24 protein-coding genes and 3 pseudogenes are annotated in these 24,443 nt (G+C 66.9%); 17 read left to right on the top strand and 10 right to left on the bottom strand.

The features are described from left to right. Positions 1-56: 56 nt before the first annotated feature. The 9 genes and pseudogenes from KTC28_RS17245 to KTC28_RS17280 all read left to right on the top strand — a co-directional run bounded on the left by KTC28_RS17245 (position 57) and on the right by KTC28_RS17280 (position 10,529). Positions 57-3,725, top strand: coding sequence for an SDR family NAD(P)-dependent oxidoreductase (locus KTC28_RS17245; protein ID WP_216709253.1), 3,669 nt, complete (start codon positions 57-59; stop codon positions 3,723-3,725). Between the two features lie 104 nt (positions 3,726-3,829). Continuing rightward, positions 3,830-4,570, top strand: a pseudogene (locus tag KTC28_RS22930) (SGNH/GDSL hydrolase family protein); the annotation flags it as partial. Between the two features lie 90 nt (positions 4,571-4,660). Further along, positions 4,661-4,762, top strand: a pseudogene (locus KTC28_RS23490) (PEPxxWA-CTERM sorting domain-containing protein); the annotation flags it as partial. Then, positions 4,759-5,148, top strand: a complete 390-nt coding sequence (locus tag KTC28_RS17255) for an FKBP-type peptidyl-prolyl cis-trans isomerase (RefSeq protein WP_255602127.1) — start codon at positions 4,759-4,761, stop codon at positions 5,146-5,148. The pseudogene KTC28_RS23490 and the gene KTC28_RS17255, both read left to right, overlap by 4 nt. 107 nt (positions 5,149-5,255) lie before the next feature. Further along, entirely contained in the window at positions 5,256-6,899 is a 1,644-nt protein-coding gene (locus KTC28_RS17260) for an MFS transporter (RefSeq protein WP_216709252.1), read from the top strand. 13 nt (positions 6,900-6,912) lie between these two features. After that, entirely contained in the window at positions 6,913-7,689 is a 777-nt protein-coding gene (locus KTC28_RS17265; RefSeq protein ID WP_216709251.1) for an SDR family oxidoreductase, read from the top strand. Positions 7,690-7,851: 162 nt separating this feature from the next. Next, positions 7,852-8,190: a P-II family nitrogen regulator gene (locus KTC28_RS17270; protein ID WP_216709250.1), complete on the top strand. Its 339-nt coding sequence runs from the start codon at positions 7,852-7,854 to the stop codon at positions 8,188-8,190. A gap of 41 nt (positions 8,191-8,231) precedes the next feature. After that, complete coding sequence (gene glnA, locus KTC28_RS17275; RefSeq protein ID WP_216709249.1) at positions 8,232-9,644, top strand: type I glutamate--ammonia ligase; 1,413 nt, start codon at positions 8,232-8,234, stop codon at positions 9,642-9,644. Between the two features lie 156 nt (positions 9,645-9,800). Then, entirely contained in the window at positions 9,801-10,529 is a 729-nt protein-coding gene (locus tag KTC28_RS17280; protein ID WP_216709248.1) for a hypothetical protein, read from the top strand. A 50-nt stretch (positions 10,530-10,579) separates the two neighbouring features. On the opposite strand, the gene thiS is transcribed toward KTC28_RS17280, so the two are convergent. After that, entirely contained in the window at positions 10,580-11,566 is a 987-nt protein-coding gene (gene thiS, locus KTC28_RS17285) for a sulfur carrier protein ThiS (protein WP_216709247.1), read from the bottom strand. A gap of 119 nt (positions 11,567-11,685) precedes the next feature. Between thiS and aroQ the strand changes: the two genes are divergently transcribed. The 5 genes from aroQ to KTC28_RS17310 are packed head-to-tail and all read left to right on the top strand — an operon-like array spanning position 11,686 to position 15,486. Continuing rightward, positions 11,686-12,129, top strand: coding sequence for a type II 3-dehydroquinate dehydratase (aroQ, locus tag KTC28_RS17290; protein ID WP_216709246.1), 444 nt, complete (start codon positions 11,686-11,688; stop codon positions 12,127-12,129). Positions 12,130-12,162: 33 nt separating this feature from the next. Next, positions 12,163-12,648: an acetyl-CoA carboxylase biotin carboxyl carrier protein gene (accB, locus tag KTC28_RS17295; RefSeq protein WP_216709245.1), complete on the top strand. Its 486-nt coding sequence runs from the start codon at positions 12,163-12,165 to the stop codon at positions 12,646-12,648. A gap of 5 nt (positions 12,649-12,653) precedes the next feature. Then, entirely contained in the window at positions 12,654-14,003 is a 1,350-nt protein-coding gene (gene accC, locus KTC28_RS17300) for an acetyl-CoA carboxylase biotin carboxylase subunit (RefSeq protein WP_216709244.1), read from the top strand. A 56-nt stretch (positions 14,004-14,059) separates the two neighbouring features. Beyond that, a complete protein-coding gene (locus KTC28_RS17305) occupies positions 14,060-14,905 on the top strand; it encodes an NAD(P)-dependent oxidoreductase (protein ID WP_216709243.1) in 846 nt (281 codons plus the stop codon). Then, positions 14,902-15,486: a peptidylprolyl isomerase gene (locus tag KTC28_RS17310; RefSeq protein WP_216709242.1), complete on the top strand. Its 585-nt coding sequence runs from the start codon at positions 14,902-14,904 to the stop codon at positions 15,484-15,486. The genes KTC28_RS17305 and KTC28_RS17310 overlap by 4 nt, the downstream gene beginning before the upstream one ends. Before the next feature lie 3 nt (positions 15,487-15,489). On the opposite strand, the gene KTC28_RS17315 is transcribed toward KTC28_RS17310, so the two are convergent. The 3 genes from KTC28_RS17315 to KTC28_RS17325 form a co-directional block, all read right to left on the bottom strand. Then, positions 15,490-16,422 (bottom strand): alpha/beta hydrolase, encoded by a 933-nt coding sequence (locus tag KTC28_RS17315; protein ID WP_216709241.1) that lies wholly within the window; start codon positions 16,420-16,422, stop codon positions 15,490-15,492. A gap of 190 nt (positions 16,423-16,612) precedes the next feature. Continuing rightward, a complete protein-coding gene (locus KTC28_RS17320) occupies positions 16,613-16,921 on the bottom strand; it encodes a hypothetical protein (protein WP_216709240.1) in 309 nt (102 codons plus the stop codon). 253 nt (positions 16,922-17,174) lie between these two features. Next, on the bottom strand, positions 17,175-18,281 hold the full coding sequence (locus tag KTC28_RS17325; protein ID WP_216709239.1) for an NADH:flavin oxidoreductase/NADH oxidase: 1,107 nt from the start codon (positions 18,279-18,281) through the stop codon (positions 17,175-17,177). Positions 18,282-18,378: 97 nt separating this feature from the next. On the opposite strand from KTC28_RS17325, the gene KTC28_RS17330 reads away from it, so the two are divergent. Together KTC28_RS17330 and aat are read left to right on the top strand one after the other, a co-directional pair. After that, the gene (locus KTC28_RS17330) at positions 18,379-19,860 is read left to right on the top strand and encodes an amidase (RefSeq protein WP_216709238.1); all 1,482 of its coding nucleotides are present in this window, start codon (positions 18,379-18,381) and stop codon (positions 19,858-19,860) included. 13 nt (positions 19,861-19,873) lie between these two features. Beyond that, positions 19,874-20,563 carry a leucyl/phenylalanyl-tRNA--protein transferase gene (gene aat / locus KTC28_RS17335; RefSeq protein ID WP_500797306.1) on the top strand — a complete coding sequence of 230 codons (690 nt, stop codon included), beginning with the start codon at positions 19,874-19,876 and terminating at the stop codon, positions 20,561-20,563. A 35-nt stretch (positions 20,564-20,598) separates the two neighbouring features. On the opposite strand, the pseudogene KTC28_RS22940 reads toward aat, so the two are convergent. From KTC28_RS22940 to KTC28_RS17355, 5 genes and pseudogenes are all read right to left on the bottom strand, one after another. Further along, a pseudogene (locus tag KTC28_RS22940) lies at positions 20,599-20,970 on the bottom strand (DUF2155 domain-containing protein); the annotation flags it as partial. Further along, positions 20,970-21,479: an outer membrane lipid asymmetry maintenance protein MlaD gene (gene mlaD, locus KTC28_RS17340; protein ID WP_216709236.1), complete on the bottom strand. Its 510-nt coding sequence runs from the start codon at positions 21,477-21,479 to the stop codon at positions 20,970-20,972. The gene mlaD and the pseudogene KTC28_RS22940, both read right to left, overlap by 1 nt. Beyond that, the gene (locus tag KTC28_RS17345; protein ID WP_216709235.1) at positions 21,479-21,862 is read right to left on the bottom strand and encodes an NADH:ubiquinone oxidoreductase subunit NDUFA12; all 384 of its coding nucleotides are present in this window, start codon (positions 21,860-21,862) and stop codon (positions 21,479-21,481) included. The genes mlaD and KTC28_RS17345 overlap by 1 nt, the downstream gene beginning before the upstream one ends. A gap of 88 nt (positions 21,863-21,950) precedes the next feature. Next, positions 21,951-22,175 (bottom strand): hypothetical protein, encoded by a 225-nt coding sequence (locus tag KTC28_RS17350; RefSeq protein WP_216709234.1) that lies wholly within the window; start codon positions 22,173-22,175, stop codon positions 21,951-21,953. Between the two features lie 126 nt (positions 22,176-22,301). After that, entirely contained in the window at positions 22,302-23,228 is a 927-nt protein-coding gene (locus KTC28_RS17355; RefSeq protein WP_216709233.1) for a branched-chain amino acid aminotransferase, read from the bottom strand. 78 nt (positions 23,229-23,306) lie between these two features. On the opposite strand from KTC28_RS17355, the gene KTC28_RS17360 reads away from it, so the two are divergent. Continuing rightward, positions 23,307-23,819: a MarR family winged helix-turn-helix transcriptional regulator gene (locus tag KTC28_RS17360; RefSeq protein ID WP_216709232.1), complete on the top strand. Its 513-nt coding sequence runs from the start codon at positions 23,307-23,309 to the stop codon at positions 23,817-23,819. Here the strand turns inward: KTC28_RS17360 and KTC28_RS17365 are convergent. Further along, entirely contained in the window at positions 23,767-24,390 is a 624-nt protein-coding gene (locus KTC28_RS17365) for a hypothetical protein (protein ID WP_216709231.1), read from the bottom strand. The genes KTC28_RS17360 and KTC28_RS17365 overlap by 53 nt on opposite strands. Positions 24,391-24,443 lie beyond the last annotated feature (53 nt).

The following is a 24,443-nucleotide window of genomic DNA, read 5'->3' on the forward strand; positions in this document are numbered from 1 at the left end:
GGGCGATGGGTCCCCGCCTTCGCGGGGATGACGAACGAAGTTTGGAGGATTGTCCGATGGCCACGAAGACCACCACCGCCCCCACCACGATGCCCCTCCGCGTCGGCCGCCTCGCCGGCAAGGTCGCACTCGTCACCGGGGCAGCCGGAAACCTCGGCGGGGAGATCGCGCGGCATTACCTCAACGAGGGCGCGACGGTGGTGTTCACCGGGCGGACGCAGGCGCGGATCGACGCCGCCGCCGCCGCCGCACGTGCCGACACCGGGGCCGACGAGAGCGCGACCTCGACCATCGTCATGGACGGGGCCGATGCCGCATCGTGCCGTGCCGGGATCGCCGAGATTCTCGAGCGCCACGGCCGGATCGACATCCTCGTCAACAACGCCGGGTCGGCAGGACCGAAGCAGCCGCTCGAACGCCTGCCGCTGAGCCGCGCCGACTTGGAAGCGCTTCAGGCCGAGGGGTCGACCGACACCGAGACGGTCGGCGACGCCGCGCGCAACATCCTCGGCGTCGCGTGGAACATGGTCCGCGCCGCGGCGGGCGCGATGGCCGAGGGCGGGTCGATCATCAACGTCTCGACGATATTCAGCCGGACGCATTATTACGGGCGGACCGCGTACACCGTGCCCAAGGCGGCGCTCAACGCCCTGTCACGCGAGCTGAGCCTCGAGCTCGGGCCGCGCGGCATTCGCGTCAACCTCGTGTTCCCCGGGCCGATCGCGAGCGAGCGCATCCGCACGGTCTTTGCCGCGATGGACACGATGCGCGGCGACGATGCCGGGACCACCGCCAGCCAGTTTTTCGACCTGATGAGCTTCGAGCGCAGCGTCGAGGGTGCCCCCCGCGCCAAGACCTTCCCCACCCCGCGCGACATCGCGATGACGTGCGTCTTCCTCGGCTCCGACGAGAGCGCGGCGTTCAATGGCCACGACTTCGAGGTCACTCACGGCATGACCGTCCGCAAGGAATCACGCTCGACGTACCTGTCGCGCCCGACGATGCGCTCGATCGACGGCGGCGGCTTAGGCGTCGTCGTCACCGCGGGGACGCAGGTCGCCGAAGCGGTCGCGGTCGCCCGCGTTCACGCCGATTGCGGGGCCGACGTCCTGCTCGGCTTCATTCGCGAGGTCGAGGCGATCGATGCGCGCCGGATGCTCGGCGATGCGGCGAAGATCACCGTCGTCCAGTTCGACCGCGCCGACCACGACATGATGGACCGCGAACTCGACGCCTTCACGGAGCGCGCTTGCGCGATCACCGGCGCGATAGTCCTCCCGGCGTACGGCGCCGACCACTTCACCGGGACCCTCGCCGACGCCAGCGACGCGGCGGTCGACGCGTTCGTCGACGACGAACTGGTCGGGTCGATCGCGGTCGCGCGGACGTTGAGCCGTTACTGGAAGCGCCACGACAGCCTCGTCCACGACCCGCGCTTCATCTTCATGGGCAACGGCAGCGACGGCGCGGACGACATCTGGACCAACTTCCACCGCGCGATGATCGAGCAATTGGTCCGCGTCTGGCGCGACGAGAGCGAGGTCGACGTCAGCCACGGTCGCCGCCGTCAGCTCGAATGGGGTAACCAGATCGTCCGCTTCGGCAACACCGAGCCCGAGAACCTGCCGTTCGCGGCGGGACAGGCGGCGCGGACCCTGCTCAAGGAGCGCAAGATTCATTCGGTCAACCTGTACCTGCCGCCGTCGATCGGCGACGCGACCGGCGCGCGCAAGGCGATGGTCGGGTTCAGCGAGAACATCACGGGGCTCCACCTCGGCAAGGTCGCGCTGATTACGGGCGGCTCGGCCGGCATCGGCGGGCAGGTCGCACGCCTCCTCGCGCTGGCGGGAGCGAAGGTGATGATCGTCGCCCGCCGCGAGAGTGAACTGGCGACCACCCGCGCGCGGATCGTCGGCGAGCTCGAGGACGTCGGTTTCTCGGGCGTCGAACGCCGGGTGCGGACGCTCAGCGGGATCGATGTCGGCGATCTCAAGACGCTGCAGCGCGCGGTCGACGAGACGATCAAGGCGTTCGGGCGGATCGACTACCTCATCAACAACGCCGGGGTGTCGGGGGCCGAGGAGATGGTCGTCGACATGAGCGTCGATGCGTGGCGGTACACATTAAACGCCAATCTCATCTCGAACTATGCGCTGATGCACATGGTCGTGCCCGGCATGAAGGCGCAGGGCAACGGCTATATCCTCAACGTTTCGAGCTACTTCGGCGGCGAGAAGTATCTCGCGGTCGCCTATCCCAACCGCGCCGACTACGCCGTGTCGAAGTCGGGGCAGCGGGCGATGGCCGAGACGATGGGGCGCTTCCTCGGCCCCGAGGTCCAGATCAACGCGATCGCCCCCGGACCGGTCGACGGCGACCGGCTCGCCGGGGTCGGCGGGCGTCCGGGGCTGTTCGACCGGCGCGGCAAATTGATCCTCGAGAACAAGCGGTTGAATTCGGTCCACGCCGCGACGGTCAAGGCGATCCGCCGCGGCGTCCGGGTCGAGGCGGTGCTGTCGCGGCTCGCGCGCAACGACATCGCCCAGATGGCGCACGACACCAACAACCCGCGCGAACTCCGCGATCTCGCGCTCGACTGCGCCCGCGCCGGGACCGACGACTGCACATGGGGCCGCTTCCTGATGACCGAAAGCATGGCCAGGCGCCTCGTCGCGCGGCTCCGGCTCGGCAGCCATTTCCTCGACTCGCCGCTGCTCGCGGGCAAGCCCGACGACGGCTGGCTGCTCCGCGTACCCCCCGACGATATTGCCTTCCTGCCGCCGAAGCAGATCGCGGTCGAGGCGGCGAAGGTCGGCAACGGCGTGCTGTCGCTCCTCCACCTCGGCAAGATGCCGACCGAGTCAGAAGTCGCGCAGGCCACGGTATTCTTCCTCGCCGACCGCGCGGTCAGCGGCGAGACCTTCATGCCGTCGGGGGGCCTCAACGTCGAACGCTCAAATACCGAGCGTGAATTGTTCGGCTCACCGAAGCAGGAGCGCCTCGACCAGATGCGCGGGCGGACGGTGTGGCTGATCGGCGAGCACCTCGTCGACTATCTCGCCGAGACCGCGCGCGCCTTCGTCGAACAATGCGGCGTCGCCAAGGTCGTGCTCGTGACGCGGACGGCGGCGGGCGCGGCGGCGATCACGGCACACCTCGCCGACCTGCCGCAGGGGTCGATCGTCAGCCAAATCTGCGACGGCGAGATCGAGGTGTGCCTCGACGACGCGCGGACGGTGTGGGGCGCGCCGACGACGATCGTCTCGACCCCGTTTGCCGGACTGCCCGACTATCTTTTCGAGCTCGGCAATTCATTGCCTCCCGAAGCCTTTTCCGAACTGGTTGAGGGCAATCTGACCCATCACTTCCGCGTCGCGCGCAAGGCGTCGCTGATCGACCACGCCCAGCTCGTCCTCGTCTCTCCCGACGTGCCGATGGAGCAGAAGGGCCCGGCGTTCGCACTCGCCAATTTTTTCAAGACGACGCTCCACGCGTTCACGGCCACCTTGGCCGTGGAGAACGAGCGGCTGGTCCACGACGTGCCGGTCAACCAGATCAACCTCACCCGCCGCGTGCGGTCGGAGGAGCCGCGCAACCTTGAGGAGCATCTCGAGGAGGTCCGGCGCTTCGCCCGCGCGGTGCTGCTCGCGGGGGCTCCGCTGCCCGACGCCGAGGACAGCCGCTACCGAGCGCGAATTTACCGCGGGACCTCGATTACCGTGTGACATTTGGCAGTGGCCAAACGGCAGTAGCTCCGGCATTAACCAAGACAATCATAATCTTGGGGAGTCGCCTGATGTCGCTACGCCATGCTTTGCTTGCTGCCGCCATGCTTGCCGGAGCCGCCGCGCCGGCGATCGCCACGCAGCAGCCCGACAAGATATTTGTCTTCGGCGACAGCCTTGTCGATGCCGGCAACATCTCGTTTCTGACCAACGGGGCGTATGATCCGCCGTCGAAGGGTTACTTCCCGGGTCGCTTCACCAACGGCCCCGACTACACCGACCTGCTGAGCCAGCGGCTTTACGGCAGCCTGTCGAAGCCGTCGCTGCGCGGTGGCACCAATTATGCGTTCGGCGGCGCGCGCATCGTCAACGACGGCGACGCGATTCCCGACCTGGCCTTGCAGGTCGGCGGCTATCTCGCGGCCGCTGGGCATGTTGCCGATCCGAACGCGCTCTACATCATCAATGACGGCGGCAACGACGTCTATGGCATCGAGGCGGGCAACATCGGCGGTTATGCCAACGTCACCGACTACACCAATGCGCTGCTCGACACGCTCGCGGGAAGCATCGCGACGCTGAGCGCGACGGGCGCGACGCACATCCTCGTCACCGGGATCCCGAACGACGACGCGACCGCCTTCGCCCTCGACGCCCTCGTCCAGGCGCGTCTCGACGCGATCGAGCCGGGCTTGACCGGCACGACGCTCGAACGATTCAGCTACAACAGCTTCTTCACGCAGCTTCAGGCCGATCCCAAGAAGTTCGGTGTCGCGCCGTTCACGCACCTCCCGACCGATGGCTGCTTCAACCACCTGTCGCCGCCCGCAACCCAGGACTGCAGCGGGTATTTCTCGGTCGACGGCATCCATCCGATCGCGCCGATCCAAGCGGCGATCTTCCGCGAGGTCGCGCACATCACCGGCATCGGCACCGTTCCCGAGCCCGCGAACTGGGCGCTGATGATCGCCGGCTTCGGGCTGGTCGGCACCGCGCTCCGCCGCCGTCCGGCAACCTCGACGATGGCCGCAGCGTGATCGCCGCCGTCGTTCTCGTCGCCGCTGCGACCGCCGCAGTCACCCTTCCCGGCGGCACCGTCGCGACCGACGTCAAGGTCGGGACCGGCGCGCTCGCGGTGCCGGGCAAGACCGTCACCGTCCATTACACCGGCTGGCTCGACGTCGCCGGCAAGCGCGGCAAGAAGTTCGACTCGTCGCGCGACCACGGCCAGCCGTTCAGCTTCCCCCTCGGCGGCGGGCAGGTCATCCCCGGCTGGGACGCAGGCGTCGCGGGGATGAAGGTCGGCGGCAAGCGCGTCCTCATCATCCCGGCAGCCCAGGGCTACGGCGAGCGCGGCGCGGGCGACGACATCCCGCCGGGGGCGACCCTGATCTTCGACGTCGAGCTGCTCGGAGTCGAATAGCCTTCCGATCCTCCCCGGCTTCGGGGAGGATCAACCCTTCCCGTTCCGCCCCACCCCTGCTAGCCAAGGGCAACGCCGCGACGACGGCGGTCCTCGGGGAGAGACGAATGCCGGAATCCGCACGGATCGCCGATCGCACCGAGCGCGTCGGCGGACCCTATGCCTGGTACGTCCTCATCGTTTTGATGGTCGTCTACGTCTTCAACTTCATCGATCGCTCGATCCTCACCATCCTTGGGCCGTACATCCAGAAAGACCTTGGGCTGAGCGATGGCCAGATCGGGCTGTTGTCGGGGACGGTGTTCGCGCTGTTCTACGGGCTATTCGGCCTCGCGCTCGGGCGGCTGGCGGATACGTGGGTACGGACGTGGACGATTGCGCTCGGCCTGTCGATCTGGTCGGGGATGACCGCGCTGTCGGGCTTCGCGACGAGCTTCGGCGCACTCGCCGCCGCGCGCGTCGGCGTCGGCGTCGGCGAGGCGAGCGCGTCGCCCGCCGCCTATTCGCTGATCGGCGACTGGTTCCCGCGTGAGAAGCGCGCGACCGCGCTGTCGATCTATTCGAGCGGCATTTTCATCGGCGCGGGCCTCAGCTTCGCGATCAGCGGCGTCGTCGTCGCCGGGTGGAACAAGGCGTATGCCGGCGGGGCCGCCCCGCTCGGCCTGTCGGGGTGGCAGGCGGCGTTCCTCATCATCGGCATCCCCGGCCTGCTCCTCGCCGCGCTGGTGATGACGCTGCGCGAGCCGCCACGCGGGCTCGCCGACGGGATCCTGACCAAGGGCCCGCGCGAGCCGCATCCGTTCCTCAAGATGTTCGCCGAACTCGGCACGATCCTGCCGCCGTTCACGCTGTTCACGCTCCGCCGCGACGGGGCGACGGGCCGCGTCGTCGGTGCCAACTTCCTCGCCATCGTCTTCGCCATCGCGGCGGCGATCGTCCTAACGCGCTGGACCGACAGCCTCGTTCCCGCCGCCAAGCTCAAGATCTTGTTTAGCGTCGGCGGCACCGCGATCACCTCGAACGCGGTCCAGTGGGCGGCAATGGCGCTCGGCGTCTACGGCGTCTTCGCTTGGTCGCAGTCGCTCAGCGTGCGCGACAAGCCGCTCTATACGCTCGTCTGGAAGACGCCCACCTTACTGCTGGCCGCGCTTGCGGGGACGCTGATCTCGTTCGGCAGCTATGCGATCGGGGCATGGGTTTACATTTACGCCTTCCGCATGCTCCACGCGACCCCGGCGGCGGCAGGCATCGCGCTCGGCCTCGGCGGCGCGCTCGGCGGGCTGATCGGGACGTCGATGGGCGGAATCGTCGGTGATGCGTGGCGCAAGCGCGATCCCGCAGGCCGGCTCAAGGTGTCGCTGCTCGCCTCGATCGTGCCGCTGCCGATCGTCGCCTACGCCTTTTTCACGACGTCGCTGCCGGTGTTCTACGTCTGCTACGCGCTCTATGGGCTGATCGGGACCTTCTGGCTCGGTGGGATCACGACGACGATGCAGGACCTCGTCCTGCCGCGGATGCGCGGGACGGCGGGAGCGATGTTCTTCATGGGCACGACGCTGCTCGGGCTCGGCAACGGCCCGTACATGGTCGGCCTGATCAGCGACGCGACCGGCGACCTGCGCTTCGCCATCCTATGCTCGCTTGGCGGCGCGCCGATCGTCTGGCTGTGCATCGTACTCGCAATCCGCTGGCTTCCTGCTGCCGAGGCAAGCCGCGTCGAGCGCGCCCGCGCCGCCGGCGAACCGATTTAAAGGACCCAAGACCATGAAGATCGCAGACCTGTTTTCCGTTGCCGGCAAGGTCGTCGTCATCACCGGCGGCAGCCGCGGCATCGGCGAGATGATCGCCCGCGCCTATGTCGAGAACGGTGCCAAGGTCTACATCACCGCGCGCAACGCGGCGGTGTGCGACGGGCTCGCCGCCGAGCTGTCGAAGTCGGGCGAGTGCATCTCGATCCCCGCCGACCTATCGAAGATGGACGAGATCGAGCGCTTCGCCACCGCGCTCGAAGCCCGCGAAAGCAGGATCGACGTGCTGTTCAACAATGCCGGGGCGAGCTGGGGCGCGCCGTTCGATTCGTTCCCCGAAAGCGGCTGGGACAAGATCGTCGACCTGAACGTCAAGTCGCTGTTCTTCCTCACCCAACGCCTCGTCAAACTGCTTGAAGCCGCCGGGAGCGTCGACGACTTCGCCCGCGTCATCAACATCGGCTCGATCGACGGGATGCACGTCAGCAATATCGAGACGTACAGCTATGCCGCGTCGAAGGCCGCCGTCCTCCATCTGACCAAGATGATGGCGAAGAACCTCGCGAGCCGCCATATCGCCGTGAACGCGATCGCCCCGGGCTATTTCCCGTCGAAGATGACCGCCGCGATCCCCGAGGAGTGGGCCGCTGCCTCGGTCGCGGCGACCCCGATGAAGCGGATCGGCAATCCCACCGACATGGCCGGCGTTGCGCTCTACCTCGGCTCGAAGGCGAGCGGCTTCGTCTGCGGCAGCATCATCGCGGTCGACGGCGGGTACGCGACGACGGTCTGATCGATCGTCCCCGGCTTCGGCGATCATAAGCCCGAAAATCAGGCACATGCCGCCGCGTTAGGCATGATATCGCGCTGAAAAATCGTGCTGCACCCGCGAAATCCCCCGTTCACCGGCTGGCACGGCCTGTGCTAGGCTATGGTAAAGGGTGGACCCGCGCGCGTGAAAAAAATCGAAGCCGTCATCAAGCCGTTCAAGCTCGACGAGGTTAAGGAGGCGCTCCACGAGGTCGGCGTCAGCGGCATCACTGTCACCGAAGCCAAGGGCTTCGGCCGCCAGAAGGGCCACACCGAGCTCTATCGCGGCGCCGAATATGTCGTCGACTTTCTGCCGAAGGTTCGCCTCGAAGTCGTCGTCGATGACGACCAGGCCGACCGCGTCGTCGAAGCGATCGCCAACGCGGCGCGCACCGGGCGCATCGGCGACGGCAAGATCTTCGTCTCGACGATCGACGCCGCCGTTCGCATCCGCACCGGAGAGCGCGACTCCGACGCGATCTAATCTTTCATCCGTCAAACACCACACCTGAGCGAGGGAACACCATGGCCGAAACCGCAGCATCCGTCCTCGACATGATCAAGGAAAAGGAGATCGAGTGGGTCGATCTTCGCTTCACCGACCCCAAGGGCAAGTGGCAGCACCTGACGATGGTCGCGGGCGTCGTCGACGAGGACATGCTGTCGGACGGCTTCATGTTCGACGGCTCGTCGATCGACGGCTGGAAGGCGATCAACGAGTCGGACATGATACTCATGCCCGACCTCGACGCGACGTACATCGACCCGTTCTCCGCCACCCCGATGCTCATCCTGATCTGTGACATCGTCGAGCCGTCGACCGGCCAGCTGTACGGCCGCGACCCGCGCTCGACCGCCAAGCGCGGCGAGGCGTATCTCAAGTCGACCGGCATCGGGGACACGATCTATATCGGGCCGGAAGCCGAATTCTTCGTCTTCGACGACGTCCGCTGGAAGCTCGGCTACAACGTCGGCAGCTACGAGCTCGACGACATCGAACTGCCGACCAACACCGGCACCAAGTATGACGAAGGCAACATGGGCCACCGCCCGCGCGTCAAGGGCGGCTATTTCCCCGTCGCGCCGGTCGACAGCGCGGTCGACCTTCGCGCCGAGATGGTCTCGACGATGCTCGAAATGGGCCTGCCGTGCGACAAGCACCACCACGAGGTCGCCGCCGCGCAGCATGAACTCGGCCTGACCTTCGGCACGCTGACGACGACCGCCGACCGGATGCAGGTGTACAAGTACGTCGTCCACCAGGTCGCGCACGCCTACGGCAAGACCGCGACGTTCATGCCGAAGCCGATCAAGGACGACAACGGCAGCGGCATGCACACCCACCTGTCGATCTGGAACGGCAAGACCCCGTTGTTCGCCGGCGACGGTTACGCCGGCCTGTCGGAGATGGCGCTGTACTTCATCGGTGGCATCATCAAGCACGCCAAGGCTTGCAACGCTTTCACCAACCCATCGACCAACAGCTACAAGCGGCTGGTCCCGGGCTTCGAAGCGCCGGTGCTGCTCGCTTACTCGAGCCGCAACCGCTCGGCGTCGTGCCGCATTCCGTACGGCACCGGCGGCAAGTCAAAGCGCGTCGAAGTCCGCTTCCCCGACGCAATGGCGAACCCGTACCTCTGCTACACCGCGCTGCTGATGGCGGGCCTCGACGGCATCGAGAACAAGATCCACCCCGGCCAGCCGATGGACAAGAACCTGTACGACCTGCCGCCGCGTGAACTGAAAAAGGTCCCGACGGTGTGCGCGTCGCTGCGTGAGGCGTTGGGGGCTTTGGATCGCTCGCGCGCGATCTTCACCAAGGGCGGGGTGTTCACCGATGACCAGATCGATTCGTATATCGAGCTGAAGATGCAGGACGTGATGCGCTGGGAAATGACGCCGAGCGCGGTCGAGTTCGATATGTATTACAGCTCGTAAGCGGCCTGCGATAAGCGTGGGATTGCCCTTTGCAATCCCGCGCTTATCGCGGACTCGCGTCGAGCCCGGCCGGCGGGGCGGCGGAGCTTCTCCGCCGAACCCGTCCGACGACAGCGGCGGCTTTGCCGACCGCTAGCTTAGCGCTATGTTCCGAGCATGAAGAATGGACAAAGAAGATTTGTCGACCTACGCGGTGTTGCGCGTGATGTCGGTGACGATATCCGCTATGCTCGACTGCTCACAACCTTAAGAAAAGCAGCGCAGGCACAATCATGTCAAAGCGATCTGTCTCAAGCACTTAGCTGCTGCGACGCATTGAAACAATTGCTCTTAAGCCCACGCAAAAGAGGAACGATCGAGCGGTCGTCAATAGAAAGCTCGCTCCTTTTTAATGCGATAACGCTCTACGCTCGCGGCACTTCGACCAGTGGAAAAATGAGCGAACGCGGGCCTATAGATATAAATTCCAAGCTTGATGATAATCAGAGAGATGATCATCAGATATTGTTAAAAATCAGGAATAGAGCGATTGCTCACGTCTATTTAGAAGAGGATGTGGCGGACGCTATCTGGCATCATGAGAATCTTTTTCTAGTCGAGATAGAAGATGGCTGGAAAATAGGTGCTGCGACAAAAAGAGTTCAATTTCACAAGCCCACGCTCGATCGATTATACCGTCAGCTGCCGATTGCTATTGATATTATTTCTGATCTTTGTCGAAAGCATCTGGATCGAGTTACTGTAGTTTTAAGTCAAAACCCGGTGACATCGCAAACTCTGGCCAAAAATCTGATCGATCCGATTGCATTTTTCGGGTCTAGGCAGAACGTGCTCGATGCAGTCGCCGGGCTACCTTTCGGGTTCTCGCGAGGACTGACGAGCTAACGGCTGATCCAGTCGTCAAGCGCTCTATCGCTCAACGCCCGCCTCGCCCCTCAAATCAACCCCGCCAGCGGCGAACTCGGATCTGCATACCGCCGCCGACCCATCCGCCCCGCACCATACGCCAGCCGCCCCGCCTCGACCGCGAGCTTCATCGCGCGCGCCATCGCGACAGGGTCCTTCGCCTCGGCGATCGCGGTGTTCATCAGGACGCCGTCGCAGCCGAGCTCCATCGCGATCGCGGCGTCGGACGCGGTGCCGACCCCGGCGTCGACGAGGACGGGGACCTTCGCGCCCTCGACGATCAGCCGGATCATCACCGGGTTCTGCAAGCCCAGCCCCGAGCCGATCGGCGCACCCAGCGGCATGATCGCGCACGCGCCGAGGTCCTCGAGCTTCTTCGCCGCGATCGGGTCATCGGCGCAGTAGACCATGACGTCGAAACCCTCCTTGACCAGGGTCGCGGTCGCGATGAGCGTCTCGGCCATGTCGGGATACAGCGTCCGCGCCTCCCCCAGCACCTCGAGCTTGACGAGGTTCCAGCCGCCCGCCTCGCGCGCCAGCCGCAGCGTCCGCACCGCCTCGTCGCCGGTGAAGCAGCCCGCGGTGTTGGGGAGATACGTCACCTTCTTCGGGTCGATGAAGTCGGTCAGCATCGGCTTGCCGCGATCGGTGACGTTGACCCGGCGGACCGCGACGGTGACGATCTCCGCCCCCGACGCGGCGACGGCGGCGGCGTTCTGGGCATAGTCCTTGTACTTGCCGGTGCCGACGATCAGCCGCGAGGTGAAGCGGCGGCCCGCGACCGTCCAGCCATCGTCGGGTTCGCCGCCATCCGAGCCGCCGCCGACAAAGTGGACGACTTCGAGCTTGTCCCCGGCCCCGAGCGCTTGGCTCGCGAAGGTCGAGCGCGGGACGATGACGAGGTTGCGCTCGACTGCGACCTTGGCGGCATCGAGCGACAGGTCGGCGAGCAGGCCGGCGATCGTCGTGCCGGGGGCGACGTGGCGGGGGTCGCCGTTGAGGGTGATGTCGATCATCGGTGTCACTCGTTGATCGTCATCCCCGCGACGGCGGGGACCCACCCACATAGCCGGGGTGATGGGTCCCCGCCGTCGCGGGGATGACGGGTTGAATGGGAGGTCATATAGTCCCGGGCATGACCGATGCCAGCACCCTCGTCTATGTTCTCAACGGCCCGAACCTCAACCTGCTCGGCAGCCGCGAGCCCGAGGTGTACGGGCACGATACGCTCGACGACATCGCGATGATGCTGGAGGACCGTGCAGCGACGCTTGGTCTCACCATCGACCTGCGCCAGTCGAACCACGAGGGGCACCTGATCGACTGGCTCCATGAGGCGGGGAGCCGCGAAATTCGTGCGGTGATCCTCAACGCGGGCGCGCTGACGCACACCTCGATCGCGCTCCACGATGCGATCAAGGGCGTGCCGGTGCCGGTGATCGAGGTCCATCTGTCGAACCCGCACGCGCGCGAGGAATTCCGCCACAAAAGTTGGATTGCCCCGGTCGCGCGCGCGACGATCGCCGGGCTTGGACCGCTCGGTTACGTGCTTGCGCTGGACGCGGCGGCGACGTTCTGACACTTAAGCCTTCGGGGTAGACCGAGGGTAACCATGACCGATTCCACCGGACCGATGCAGGTCGACACCAAGCTGGTTCGCGAGCTTGCCGAATTACTCGACTCGACACGGCTGACCGAGATCGAGGTCCAGGACGGCGAACGCAAGATTCGCGTCGCCCGCACTCCCGCGCCGGTCGCGGCCGCGCCCATGTATGCCCAAGCTCCGGCAGCAACCGCCGCCGCTCCTGCCGCAGCCGCGTCCGCCGCACCCGAAGCCCCTGCGGTCGACGATGTCCGCAAGCATCCCGGCCTCGTCCGCTCGCCGATCGTCGGCACCGCCTACCTCACCCCCGACCCCGCCAGCCCGCCGTACGTCACCGTCGGCGCGACCGTGAAGGCGGGCCAGACGCTCCTGATCATCGAGGCGATGAAGGTGATGAACCCGATCACCGCGCCCAAGGCTGGGACCGTCGCGCGCATCCTCATCACCAACGAACAGCCGGTCGAATACGACGAGCCGCTGATCGTGATCGAGTAACCGCGGTGTTCAAGAAGATCCTGATCGCCAACCGCGGCGAAATCGCACTCCGCGTCCACCGCGCGGCGCACGACATGGGCATCAAGACCGTCGCGGTCCATTCGACCGCCGACGCCGACGCGATGCACGTCCGCCTCGCCGACGAGGCGATCTGCATCGGACCGCCATCGGCGACCGACAGCTACCTCAACATCCCCAACATCATCTCGGCCGCCGAAGTCGCGCAGGCCGACGCGATCCACCCCGGCTACGGTTTCCTCAGCGAGAACGCGCGCTTTGCCGGGATCGTCGAGGAGCACAACATCGTCTGGATCGGGCCGTCGCCCGACCACATCCGCCAGATGGGCGACAAGGTCGAAGCGAAGCGCACCGCCGCCGCGATCGGCCTGCCGCTAGTTCCCGGCTCCGACGGCGCGGTCGCCGACGCCTCCGAGGGCATCGCGGTGGCGAACAAGATCGGCTACCCGGTGCTGGTCAAGGCAGCGAGCGGCGGCGGTGGACGCGGCATGAAGGTCGTCCCCGATGCCGCCTCGCTCGCCAGCCTGATGGCGCAGGCCAAGGCCGAGGCGAAGGCCGCGTTCGGCGACGACACCGTCTACATCGAGAAATACCTCAGCGAGCCGCGCCATATCGAATTCCAGGTGTTCGGCGATGGGCTGGGCGGCGCGATCCACCTCGGCGAGCGCGACTGCTCGCTCCAGCGGCGCCATCAGAAGATGCTGGAGGAGGCCCCCTCCCCCGCACTCACCGCGACGCAGCGCGCCGAGATGGGCGAAGTCGTCCGCGCCGCCGTCGCCAAGCTCAAGTACCGCGGCGCGGGGACGATGGAGTTCCTGTACGAGGATGGGAAATTCTACTTCATCGAGATGAACACCCGCCTCCAGGTCGAGCATCCGGTGACCGAGGCGATTACGGGCATCGACCTCGTTCGCGAGCAGATCCGAGTCGCGGCGGGCATGCCGCTGTCGGTGACGCAGGACAAGATCCGCTTTGCCGGGCATGCGATCGAGTGCCGGATCAACGCCGAGGACCCCGCGACCTTCGCGCCGTCGCCGGGCCGGGTGATCGACTATCACGCCCCCGGCGGCCCGGGCGTCCGCGTCGATAGCGCGCTGTATGCCGGCTACCGCATCCCGCCGCACTACGACAGCCTGATCGCCAAACTGATCGTCTTCGGCGACGACCGCGAGCAGTGCCGGATGCGGCTGAAGCGCGCGCTCGAGGAATATGTCATCACTGGGGTCAAGACGACGATCCCGCTCCACCAGGCGTTGCTCGACGATCCCGACTTCATCGCCGGGGATTATTCGATCAAGTGGCTCGAACGCTGGCTGGCGCAGCGCGCGGAGGGGTAGGGAACGCCCGCGCCCGGCTGTCGGTTACCGCTCGGCATCACCGCAGGACACAGCACATGCACGTCGGGTTTATCGGCCTTGGGCAAATGGGCTCGGGCATGGCGAAGTCGCTGATCGCGGCGGGACATGCGGTGACAGTGTGGAACCGCGACGTCGCGAAAGCCGAGGCGATCGAAGGCGCGACCATCGCTGCGTCCCCGGCCGAAGCAGCGAAGGCCGGGATCGTCGTGTCGATGCTCGCCGACGACCACGCGGTCGAGGCGGTGACCTTCGGCGCGGACGGCATCCTATCGGCGAGGCCTGACGTCCTCCACATCTCGTGCAGCACCGTCAGCGTCGCGTTGACCGACCGGCTCGACGCAGCGCACCGCGAGGCCGGGCAGCGCTTCGTCTCGGCGCAGGTCCTTGGACGGCCCGATGCGGCGGCGGCAGGCAAGCTGGTGGTCTTCGCCGCCGGGGCCGATGCCGACATTGACACCGCACGCCCGGTGTTTGAAGCGCTCGGGCCGAAGCTGCTGATCATGGGTGCCGAGCCCGGTATGGCGGCGGCGGCGAAGCTCGCGGCGAACTTCGGCATCGCCGCGCTGACCGAGCTGGTCACCGAGGCGATGGCGATCGCAGGTGCGCGCGGGGTCGAGCGCGACGCGATGCTCGACCTGTTCAACGAGACCAACTTCGGCAGCCGGATCATCGGGGCATACGGTGCAATGATCGCCGCGCAGAAGTTCGAGCCGGTCGGCTTCGCGATGCGCCTCGGCCGCAAGGACGTCGCGTTCGGGATCGCCGCCGCCCCTGACGCCGAACTGCCGCTTGCCCGAATGTTGATCGCGCGGATGGACAAGATCATCGCCGACGGCGGCGGGGACCGCGACTGGGCATCGCTCGGCGGACCGCTGGCATGATCCGCTTTGCCCTCGCACTGGCACTGCTCGCCGCCGCTCCCGCAGGTGCCGCGTCGACGCCCGACACGACGACCGTCCGCATCACGACAAGCGACGGTGCGATCGTCGTCGAGCTCGACCGCAAGGATGCTCCGCTGACGACGGCAAACTTCCTCCGCTACGTCGACCAGAAGCGCTTCGACGGCACGACCTTCTACCGCGCGACGAAGGTCGCCCCCGGCATCGGGCTCGTTCAGGGCGGCGTGCGTGGCGACCCCAAGCGCGTCCTGCCGCCGGTCGCGCACGAGCCGACCACGACCACCGGGCTGGCGCATGGCGAGGGAACGATCTCGATGGCACGGACGACTCCCGGGTCGGCACGCGGCGACTTCTTCATCACCACCGGCCCGCTGTCGTCGCTCGACGCGCACCCGCAGGACACCGGAGACAACGCTGGCTTCGCCGCGTTCGGGCATGTCACCGATGGCATGGACGTCGTCCGGCAGATCCTCGACGAGCCGGTCGGCGATACCGGCGTCGGCGTGATGCGCGGCCAGATGCTGGTCAAGCCGGTCAAGATCGTCAGCGTCCGCCGCGAGTAAGGCTTACTTAGTCGCCTCGACGAACCCGGCGACGGCGTCAAGCAGCCCCGGCGCGAGCGGCAACGACGGGTCGCTATACGTCGCGACGTTGGCAGCGCGGTCGAGCGGCGCAGTCTTGAGCACATGGTTCATACCGGGCACGATGACGAGCTTGGCATCGGGCTTCGCCGCCGCAAGCAGACCGGCGTCGCGCTTGCTGATCTGGAGGTCGGTCGCGCCCTGAACGATCAGGACCGGCACGTTCAGCTTCGCCAGCTCCGCCGCCGGATCGAGCGGCAGCCATGAAATCAGGTACGGCTGGACGCTCGGCCGGAACAGCACGAGCAGCTCGGGGGGCGGCGCGGCGACGAGCTTGCCAGCAGATAGGCTGTCGAGCGTCGCTTCGGCGGGGGCGATCAGCGCCGCGGGCATCGCACCCGCATGAAACTGGCGGCGCAAGACGGCAGATGCAGGCTCGCCCGCCCCCGAAATCGACACGACACCCGCAACCGTGGCCTTCTCCGCTGCCATCGTCGCGATCAGCGCGCCCTCGCTGTGCCCGATCAGAACGACCCGGCTAATCCGGGGGTCGGCGGCAAGGGTTGCGGCCCACTTGGCAGCGTCGGCGACATAGGTCCCGAAGCGCAGTGTCGACTCGTCAAGGTTGACGACCTTGCTCTCGCCGATCCCGCGCTTGTCGTAGCGCAGCGAAGCGATGCCCCGCGCTGCCAGCCCTTCGGCGAGCAACTTGAGACTGTTATTCTGGAGCGTCTGGCTGCGGATGTGGCTGTTGCCGTCGCGATCGGTCGGTCCCGACCCGGCAATGAGAACGACGCCCGGGACTTTCGCATCGCCGTCGGGCAGCAGAATCGTGCCGTGGAGCGTCACCGCGCCATCGACGATCGTCACCTCGCGCGGCGTCGCGGCGATGGCCGACGACGCCAGCAGTGAAGCCATGATGATCGCGATTCCCGTGATGTCAAACCGGCGTCCTCCGCGAGAGCGAAAACGGGGGTTCGGCTGGGGCTGGCTCATGCAGTGAAATTAGCGACCGGCGGCCTCGTCGAACAGTCCTAAATCGCGTTTTGCGGGCAGAGTTCTGCTGGAAACGCCCCCTCCCTCTATTGGGAGGGGGCCGATCGTCGGTTTATTCGTGGCGCGATTTGCCAGCGTTCTTATAGCTGGCGATTTCGACCTTCGTCGCCGGGCGGCCGTCCTTGACGTACTTCCCGCCCTCCTTGGTGACGCCGTCAGACGCACTCGCCGTCGTCGTGCTCGCCGCCTCGGCGGCAAGGGGGGCCGGAGCCTGCGCCGCGGATTCTGCCGGGACCGCGGTCACGCTCGGAGGCGGGGCCTGCTCGGCGGGGGCGACGGCGGTCATCGGTGCAGTCGACTGGGCGTGGGCAATCGTGCCGCCGGCAATCAAGATACCGGCAATAATAAGATTGGCTTTCATCGTCATACTCCTCGAAAAGATGGCCGCGACATTAACAGTGTCATTATCGATACTGGTACGCGGCAGTCCGGTTTGGGGAAAATCATTCGATCTTCCCCGGCAGTACCTCATAATACATGAAACACTCTCGAGCAGATGCGACAATCTATTCCGATGACCGCGTTTCGAGTCCGGTTCATCCTAAAATCGGGTAATTATGTTACCAGCAGCGAGGGATTCCACGATGTCCCTCGCCACGCGGCTCTACTTGTCGTCAGGAGTCGAACAGCGTCCGAAACCGCGACGGCTGCGAGCGCAGGTACTGCGGCGCGGCGTGGACCTTCGCCCCGAGGTGCGCCGCCGCGTGCCACGGCCAGCGCGGATCGAACAGGATCCCGCGAGCGAGCGCGACCGCGTCGGCATCGCCGGTTGCGACAATCGCCTCGGCATGCTCGGGCTCGGTGATCATCCCAACCGCAATCACCGGCATCGACACCGCCGCCTTGATCGCGCGCGCGAACGGCACCTGATAGCCTGGCCCAGCGGTGATCTTCTGGACCGACGTCAGCCCGGCGCTCGAGACATGGATATAATCGCAGCCGCGTGCCTCGATCGCCTTCGCAAACGCGATCGTCTGCTCGACGTTCCAGCCGCCGGGAGCCCAGTCGGTCGCCGAGACGCGGATCCCGACCGGCTTGTGCGCCGGGAACGCGGCGCGGACCGCGTCGAACACCTCGAGCGGGAAGCGCATCCGGTTTTCGAGGCTGCCGCCATACTCATCCTCGCGAACATTCGACAGCGGCGACAGGAACTGGTGGAGCAGGTAACCGTGCGCGCCGTGGAGCTCGATCAGGTCGATCCCGAGCCGATCGGCCCGCCGCGCCGCTTCGACAAATCCGTCCTTGACCCGCGCCAGCCCGGCGGCGTCGAGCGCGACCGGCGGGTGCTCGGTCGGCGAATAGGTCAGCGCCGACGGCGCGACGGTCTGCCAGCCGTCGGGCTCGCCCGGGGTGAGCTGCGCGCCGCCCTGCCACGGCAATTTGGTCGACGCCTTGCGTCCGGCATGGGCAAGCTGGATGCCGACCGGCATCGGCGACCAGCGGCGGATCGCTGCGAGTACCGGAACAAGGGCGGCCTCGTTGGCGTCGGACCATAGGCCGAGGTCGTCGGGGCTGATCCGCCCTTCGGGAACCACCGCGCTCGCTTCGAGGATCAGCAGCCCTGCGCCCGATTGCGCGAGGCTGCCGAGATGCGTCGTGTGCCAGTCGGTCGCGCTGCCCTCGCCGTCGGCCGAATACTGGCACATCGGCGCGATAACGATGCGGTTGGGCAGCGTCAGGCCGCCGAGGTGCAGCGGGGCGAACAGGCGGGAGTCGGGCATCGATAGGTCCTTCGCGATTGGCGGGCACCAAGCGTCACGCACGGCGATAGGTTGCACGGCGCGGGTGGTCTATTAGTCTGGAGGCGGGAGGACCAGCATGACAACGGTCACACGACGGCGCTTTCTCGAAGCGGGAGCGGTGCTCGCCGCGCTCGCGCCGCTGACCGGCGTCGAGGGCAAGCGCAAACCGCCGCGCGATGCGGTCGGGGCGGCGTCGGCGCTCGACCGCGGGCGGACGACGCCAGCTGCGCTGACCGAGGCGGCAATCACCCGCCTCGACCGCGCCAACCCGCTGATCAACGCGGTGTCGCATCCGAACTACGACCGCGCCCGCGCCGCCGCGGCCAAGAACCCCGACGGGCCGCTCGCGGGCATCCCGACGCTGATCAAGGACAATATCGAGCAGGCAGGCCTGCCGTGGACGAGCGGCTGCCGCGCGCTGCGCGACCGCGTCGGCGTCACCGACGCCCCCGGTGTCGCCGCGATCGCGCGCGCCGGACTGGTCTCGATCGGGCGGTCGAACCTCCCCGAATTCGGCCTGCTGCCGACAACCGAGGCGCTGCTGACCGGACCAACGCGCAATCCGTGGCGGCTCGACCGATCGGCGGGCGGATCATCGGGCGGGTCGGCGGCGGCAGTCGCGGCGGGGGTCGTCGCGGTCGCGCACGGCAACGACGGCGGCGGCTCGATCCGTATCCCGGCTTCGTGTTGCGGGCTCGTCGGATTGAAGCCGAGCCGCGCGCGGATGATCGGCGACACCGGGCGCGCCGTCACCGATTTCACCGTCCAGTCGTGCCTCAGCCGGACGGTCCGCGACACTGCGGCGTGGTTCGCGGCGATGGAGCGCCCCGCCGGCGACGCGGTCTACCCCCCGGTCGGGCTGGTCACCGGGTTCGAGGGGCGGCACCTTCGGATCGGGCTCCAGCGCGCATCGGCGACCGGACACGAGCCGCATCCCGATGTCGCCGCGGTGTTCGAGCTCACCGTCCACGAGTTGAAGAAACGCGGCCACCGCATGGTAGATGCGCCGCCAGTTTACGACGGCTCGGCGGTGGCAGCGGCGTTCGAAACGCTGTGGAGCGCGGGAGCGGCCGGGCGGATCAAGGCGGCGGAGGCGTTCATCCACCACAAGCCGACCGCGCGCGATATCGAACCGCTGACGCTGAGCTGGGCGGCGGCAGGGGCTCGCTACGGCGACGCCGACATCGCTCGTGCGACGGCGGCGCTGCAGCTCCTCGAACGGCAATATGCGGCGCAGTTCGCCAACTACGACATGCTGCTGACCCCGGTCCTCGGGTCGCCGCCGCTCGCGATCGGGGTGCTCGATCCGACCAGGCGTTACGCCGATCTCGCCGATACATTGCGGACGTACGTTGCGTATACGCCGATCGAAAATGCGGCGGGCGCGGCGGCGATCGCGCTGCCGATGGGTTTCTCGCGCGACGGGATGCCGATCGGAATGCAATTCACCGCCGAGCCGGGGGGCGAGCGCAAATTGCTCGAACTCGCCTATGAACTCGAGCGCGAGATCGACTGGCACCACCGGCGTCCGCCGATCTGGGTCGGCGGCGCGCTTTGACAGGGGGAACCCAGTGACACGACGGCTCGACCCCGACCTCCTGCTCCGCGCTTACGCCGCAGGGGTGTTCCCGATGGCCGACAATCGCGATGCCGCCGACGTCTTCTGGGTCGAGCCGCAAAAGCGCGGGGTGCTGCCGCTCGATGGCTTCCATCTGCCCGCCCGGCTGGCGCGCGTGCTCAAGTCCGAACGCTTCGGCATCACCGCCGACCGCGCCTTTGCCGATGTCATGGCGGAGTGCGCCGCGCCGGTCCCCGGCCGCCCCGACACGTGGATCAACGCCGACATCGTCGCCGCGTATCGCGGCCTGCACGCGCGCGGCAACGCCCATTCGATCGAATGCTGGCAGAACGGCAAGCTCGTCGGCGGGCTGTACGGGGTCAAGCTCGGCGCAGCATTCTTTGGCGAGAGCATGTTCACCCGCGTCACCGACGCCTCAAAATGCGCGCTCGCGGCGCTGGTCGCTCGGCTGCGCGTGGGCAGCTTCCGCCTGCTCGACACCCAGTTCCTGACCGAACATCTCGCGCGCTTCGGCACCGTCGAAGTGCCGCGCGCCGCCTATAAGGTCTTGCTCGAAGGGGCCTTGGGGACATCCGGAGATTTCGCCGCCTTGGACTGGGACGTCACCGCGCGACCGACGACCAAGGTATCCGGACCCGTATCGGGAAAACGCATCGTGCAGCTTTTGACCCAGACATCGTAGAGCGGGTGCTGGAGCGGGTTAAGCGACGGGCTTTCGGCGAACATCCAGCCTGAGAAGACGCGCTTGACCTTGACCGCGGTCGCTGTCCGAACCTGCGCCGGGGCATCATCGACCTGAAGATACGCCGCGGTCTGCTTCGCTTCCCACGGCGGGGTCGTTTCACACGCGCGGACGCGGATCGTCAGCGTGGCAAACTTGAGCGTGTCGCCGGGGTGCGCGGTAAAGTCCTGCGTCGTGCCGTTGCGTTTGTTGAGCGCGGCGAGAACAACGACGCGCTCTGCCATCGGCGTGACAGCGGTGGCGGCCTCGGGTGCTTTCGCCGGGCGCGCCGCGGGTGCGGAAGGCTTTGGCACCGGAGCGGCGGGCGACGCAGCCGCGACGACCGCCGCCGCCGCAAGCGCAATCATCACTTCGCCGGAGCCGCGCTGTCTGCCGGTGCTGCCGCCGGAGCCGCCTTCGACGCATCGCCGCTGCGGTTGATGAACGACCCCATCAGGCCCATCAGGTCCTGCGCACCTTGCGTATCGGTGATCTCGTCACCGGGCTTGAGCATCGTCGTGTCGCCACCGGGGAGCAGAGAAATATAGCTGCCGCCGAGGATCCCCTCCGACGTGATCGCCGCGCTCGAATCGGTCGGGAACTTGACGTCGTTGGCAACGCGAAGCTGGAGCACCGCCTGGAACGTCTTGGGGTCGAGCCGCTGCGTCGCGACCGTCCCGATCTTGATCCCCGAAACGCGGACATCGGTGCCGACCGACACGCCGGTCGAGTTCGGGAAGCGCGCGGTGACGAGATAGCCCGAACCGCCGCCGCCCGACGTCCGCGCATAAGCGGTCGTGACAAACCAGATCGCCACAAGGACGACGACCAGCCCGACGATCGATTCGACGACGTTTTCCTTAAACAACGCGCGCATCAGTCGGGGCTCCACGCTTCGTAATCACCGGTCGTCTTCGCGCGCGTCGCGGCGACCGCGAGGCTGCCCGACGGGCGATGCGCCAGCGGGGTTCCGGTCGCGTTGGGGATCCACGGCTTCTCCCACACGCGCGCCTTCAGCGGCGCTTCGGCGGGCGTCGTCGCGATCGTCTTGTGGAGCCAGATGTGCCATTCGGGCGGGATCCGGCTTGCTTCGGGCATGCCGTTGTAGATCACCCAGCGGCGCTCGCGGCGGCCGGGCTTCGACATATAATAGACGTTGCCCTGGTCGTCGCGGCCGACCTCGATCCCGGTGCGCCAGCCGACGAGCCGCGTCCCAAGTCCCGGACCGTGCCACCAGGTGAAGATCGACAGGATGCCCATGCGGCGGCGTTACAACCCAAAGCGCCGTGCGGCGCAACCCATATCGACCGCGCGGCAGCCAGCGACCGCGACGTGCGTGTCGTGCGGGCTAATAGCCCAGTGCCGTCTCGGTCGCCGAATCGGCAGCCTGCAGCGTGATACGGGCCGACTGGCGTGCGGTGTCGGTGTCAGCCACGGGATCGACGAGAACGGTGTCGGGGTGGATAAACCGCTGGCCGATCGTGCCCATGCCCTGGGTTCCGACCGACGGAACGATCCACATCACCGCCGCAAGGCCGGCGATCGCTGCACTCGAAGACAGTCGTTGCTTCATGCGAATCCATCTAATTCGCAGCGGCCTCCCCCCGGCACCACTGCAACATTCGTAAACACTCATGCCAAAAAGATGTTGCAACCTAGTGAACACGCAAAAGAATAGTACCGCCGCGAGGCGCTCCGATCAACCCCGGCGTTCGGCGGCAATCGGCTGGACGACGCCGCGCTGCGCCGGACCGATGCCGCGAACATGGTCGCGATAGTCCGCCGCGATGCCGCGGACCAGTGCCCCGACCTCGAAGCGCCACGGCCCAATTTCGGCGAGCGGCGTGACCTCGGCGGCGCTGCCGGTGAGGAACGCCTGTTCGAAACTCTCGAGTTCCTCGGGCCAGATCGCGCGCTCGACGACTTCGATTCCGCGCGCCCGCGCCAGCCCGATCACCGTCCGCCGGGTGATGCCGTCGAGGAAGCAATCGGGGGTCGGGGTGTGGAGGACGCCGTCGCGCAGGAAGAAGATGTTCGCCCCGGTCGCTTCCGCTACCTGCCCGCGCCAGTCGAGCATCAACGCGTCGTCGTAGCCCGCGTCCGACGCGGCGTGCTTCGACATCGTGCAGATCATGTACAGCCCCGCCGCCTTGGCGTGGACCGGTGCCGTGTACGGCGCGGGACGCCGCCACGGCGCGATGTTGAGCCGGAGACCCTTGGTCAGCGCCTCGTCGCCGTAATAGGTGCCCCACTGCCACACCGCGACGGCCATGTGCGGCTTGGTCTTTTGCGCCGCGACGCCCATCTGCTCCGACCCGCGCCACGCGACCGGGCGGACGTAGCAATCGGTGAGATTGTTCGCAGCGACAGTCTCGTTGACCGCCGCGTCGATCTCGGCGCGCGACCACGGCAGGTCGAATCCGAGCATCTTCGCCGAGTCGATCAGCCGCTGGCTGTGTTGCGACAGCGCGAAGACGTTACCATCGTAACAGCGCGCGCCTTCGAACACCGAACTCGCATAATGCAGCGCGTGGGTCAGGACATGGACTTTGGCGTCGCGCCACGGGACGAGCTTGCCGTCGAACCAGATCCAGCCGTCACGGTCATCGAAAGTGGGTTCAAGCATCGCGGATAACGCCTCCCCGGCGCATATTATTACAATTATTCGTTGTGGTGCGTAACATTCAGTGCCATATACGTCAAGATGGCTGACGTAAACTTTGTTCGGGCAGCGCCGGTCGGGGCGTCCCCTTTGTTCCTGCGCGAGGCAGAAATCCGCCGCGGCATCGAACTGCTCTACTTCGGCTACACCAACATGGTCAAAGGCGCCGATGCTCGGCTCGCCGAACTCGGCCTTGGCCGCGCACACCATCGCGCGCTTTATTTCATCGCCCGGCGCCCGGGGATGCCGGTCGGCGACCTGCTCGACCTGCTCAATATCACCAAGCAGTCGCTAAGCCGGGTTCTCGCCGACCTGCAGATGCGCGAACTCGTCGCCCAGACGGTCGGCACGCGCGATCGTCGCCAGCGGATGCTGCGGCTGACCCCGGCCGGAATCGCGCTCGAAACCGAGCTATTCGAATGTCTGCGCGACGGTGTCACGCGGGCCTATGGCCACGCCGGCCAGGCGGCGGTCAGCGGCTTCTGGACGGTGCTGACCGGGCTTATACCGCCGGGAGATCGACCGCTGATCGAGGCGCTGCAAGTAGCGGAATAGCCGGTTCGCCGACGACCGGCGCGGCGCGATACGGTAGCCGCCGCGCCCATGTCTCTGCCTGCGCGAGCCGCGTATCGAGCTCTTTCATCGTTGCCGACAGATCGGCGCTGTCGTCGGCGAGCCAGACCCGCGCGACCGTCAGATACATCGCCGTCAGCGCCTGGACGCGCAACGGCCCGAGCAGCCCGCCCGTCGCGACTCCGGCGGCATCGGCGATCCGCGCGATCGATACCGGGAGCGACAGCAGCATGAACGCGGCGAGGCCCGGGTCGCGCCGGGCGGCGTCGGCCAGCTCGATCGCACCCGCGCGCTGCGGCTGTGCCGCGTCGAAGCGCTCCATCAGCAGCGTGAACAGCCGGTCGCGGACGCTTGCTCCCGAATCGGCTCCGGCCTCGCCGAGCGCGGCGTTGTCGAGGCCTCGGCCGTAATGGCGCAGCGCCTCCCACCGGTCGGCAGCGACCGCGGCAACCGCGCCGGTCGACACCCCGGCTACGAGCGCGACCGCATCGATCCGCGCGCCCGCCCAACCGTCGCGAGCGATCACCGTCATCCAGGCGTCGAGAATGTCCATGGAGTCGGTCCTACACTTGATCATTACCGCTGCGAATGCGGCAATCACGAACG

The organism is Polymorphobacter megasporae (assembly GCF_018982885.2).
In the GTDB taxonomy this organism is placed as follows: domain Bacteria; phylum Pseudomonadota; class Alphaproteobacteria; order Sphingomonadales; family Sphingomonadaceae; genus Polymorphobacter_B; species Polymorphobacter_B megasporae.

What these genes read in the sequence shown, in the direction of transcription:
- KTC28_RS17365 (WP_216709231.1), bottom strand. Translation starts at nt 24,390, where the DNA reads ATGGACATTCTCGACGCCTGGATGACGGTGATCGCTCGCGACGGTTGG.
- KTC28_RS17320 (WP_216709240.1), bottom strand. Translation starts at nt 16,921, where the DNA reads ATGAAAGCCAATCTTATTATTGCCGGTATCTTGATTGCCGGCGGCACG.
- KTC28_RS17350 (WP_216709234.1), bottom strand. Translation starts at nt 22,175, where the DNA reads ATGAAGCAACGACTGTCTTCGAGTGCAGCGATCGCCGGCCTTGCGGCG.
- KTC28_RS17330 (WP_216709238.1), top strand. Translation starts at nt 18,379, where the DNA reads ATGACAACGGTCACACGACGGCGCTTTCTCGAAGCGGGAGCGGTGCTC.
- glnA (WP_216709249.1), top strand. Translation starts at nt 8,232, where the DNA reads ATGGCCGAAACCGCAGCATCCGTCCTCGACATGATCAAGGAAAAGGAG.
- thiS (WP_216709247.1), bottom strand. Translation starts at nt 11,566, where the DNA reads ATGATCGACATCACCCTCAACGGCGACCCCCGCCACGTCGCCCCCGGC.
- KTC28_RS17355 (WP_216709233.1), bottom strand. Translation starts at nt 23,228, where the DNA reads ATGCTTGAACCCACTTTCGATGACCGTGACGGCTGGATCTGGTTCGAC.
- KTC28_RS17280 (WP_216709248.1), top strand. Translation starts at nt 9,801, where the DNA reads ATGAAGAATGGACAAAGAAGATTTGTCGACCTACGCGGTGTTGCGCGT.
- KTC28_RS17310 (WP_216709242.1), top strand. Translation starts at nt 14,902, where the DNA reads ATGATCCGCTTTGCCCTCGCACTGGCACTGCTCGCCGCCGCTCCCGCA.
- KTC28_RS17325 (WP_216709239.1), bottom strand. Translation starts at nt 18,281, where the DNA reads ATGCCCGACTCCCGCCTGTTCGCCCCGCTGCACCTCGGCGGCCTGACG.
- KTC28_RS17360 (WP_216709232.1), top strand. Translation starts at nt 23,307, where the DNA reads ATGGCTGACGTAAACTTTGTTCGGGCAGCGCCGGTCGGGGCGTCCCCT.
- aroQ (WP_216709246.1), top strand. Translation starts at nt 11,686, where the DNA reads ATGACCGATGCCAGCACCCTCGTCTATGTTCTCAACGGCCCGAACCTC.
- KTC28_RS17260 (WP_216709252.1), top strand. Translation starts at nt 5,256, where the DNA reads ATGCCGGAATCCGCACGGATCGCCGATCGCACCGAGCGCGTCGGCGGA.
- KTC28_RS17345 (WP_216709235.1), bottom strand. Translation starts at nt 21,862, where the DNA reads ATGGGCATCCTGTCGATCTTCACCTGGTGGCACGGTCCGGGACTTGGG.
- accB (WP_216709245.1), top strand. Translation starts at nt 12,163, where the DNA reads ATGACCGATTCCACCGGACCGATGCAGGTCGACACCAAGCTGGTTCGC.
- KTC28_RS17315 (WP_216709241.1), bottom strand. Translation starts at nt 16,422, where the DNA reads ATGGCTTCACTGCTGGCGTCGTCGGCCATCGCCGCGACGCCGCGCGAG.
- mlaD (WP_216709236.1), bottom strand. Translation starts at nt 21,479, where the DNA reads ATGCGCGCGTTGTTTAAGGAAAACGTCGTCGAATCGATCGTCGGGCTG.
- KTC28_RS17245 (WP_216709253.1), top strand. Translation starts at nt 57, where the DNA reads ATGGCCACGAAGACCACCACCGCCCCCACCACGATGCCCCTCCGCGTC.
- KTC28_RS17305 (WP_216709243.1), top strand. Translation starts at nt 14,060, where the DNA reads ATGCACGTCGGGTTTATCGGCCTTGGGCAAATGGGCTCGGGCATGGCG.
- KTC28_RS17265 (WP_216709251.1), top strand. Translation starts at nt 6,913, where the DNA reads ATGAAGATCGCAGACCTGTTTTCCGTTGCCGGCAAGGTCGTCGTCATC.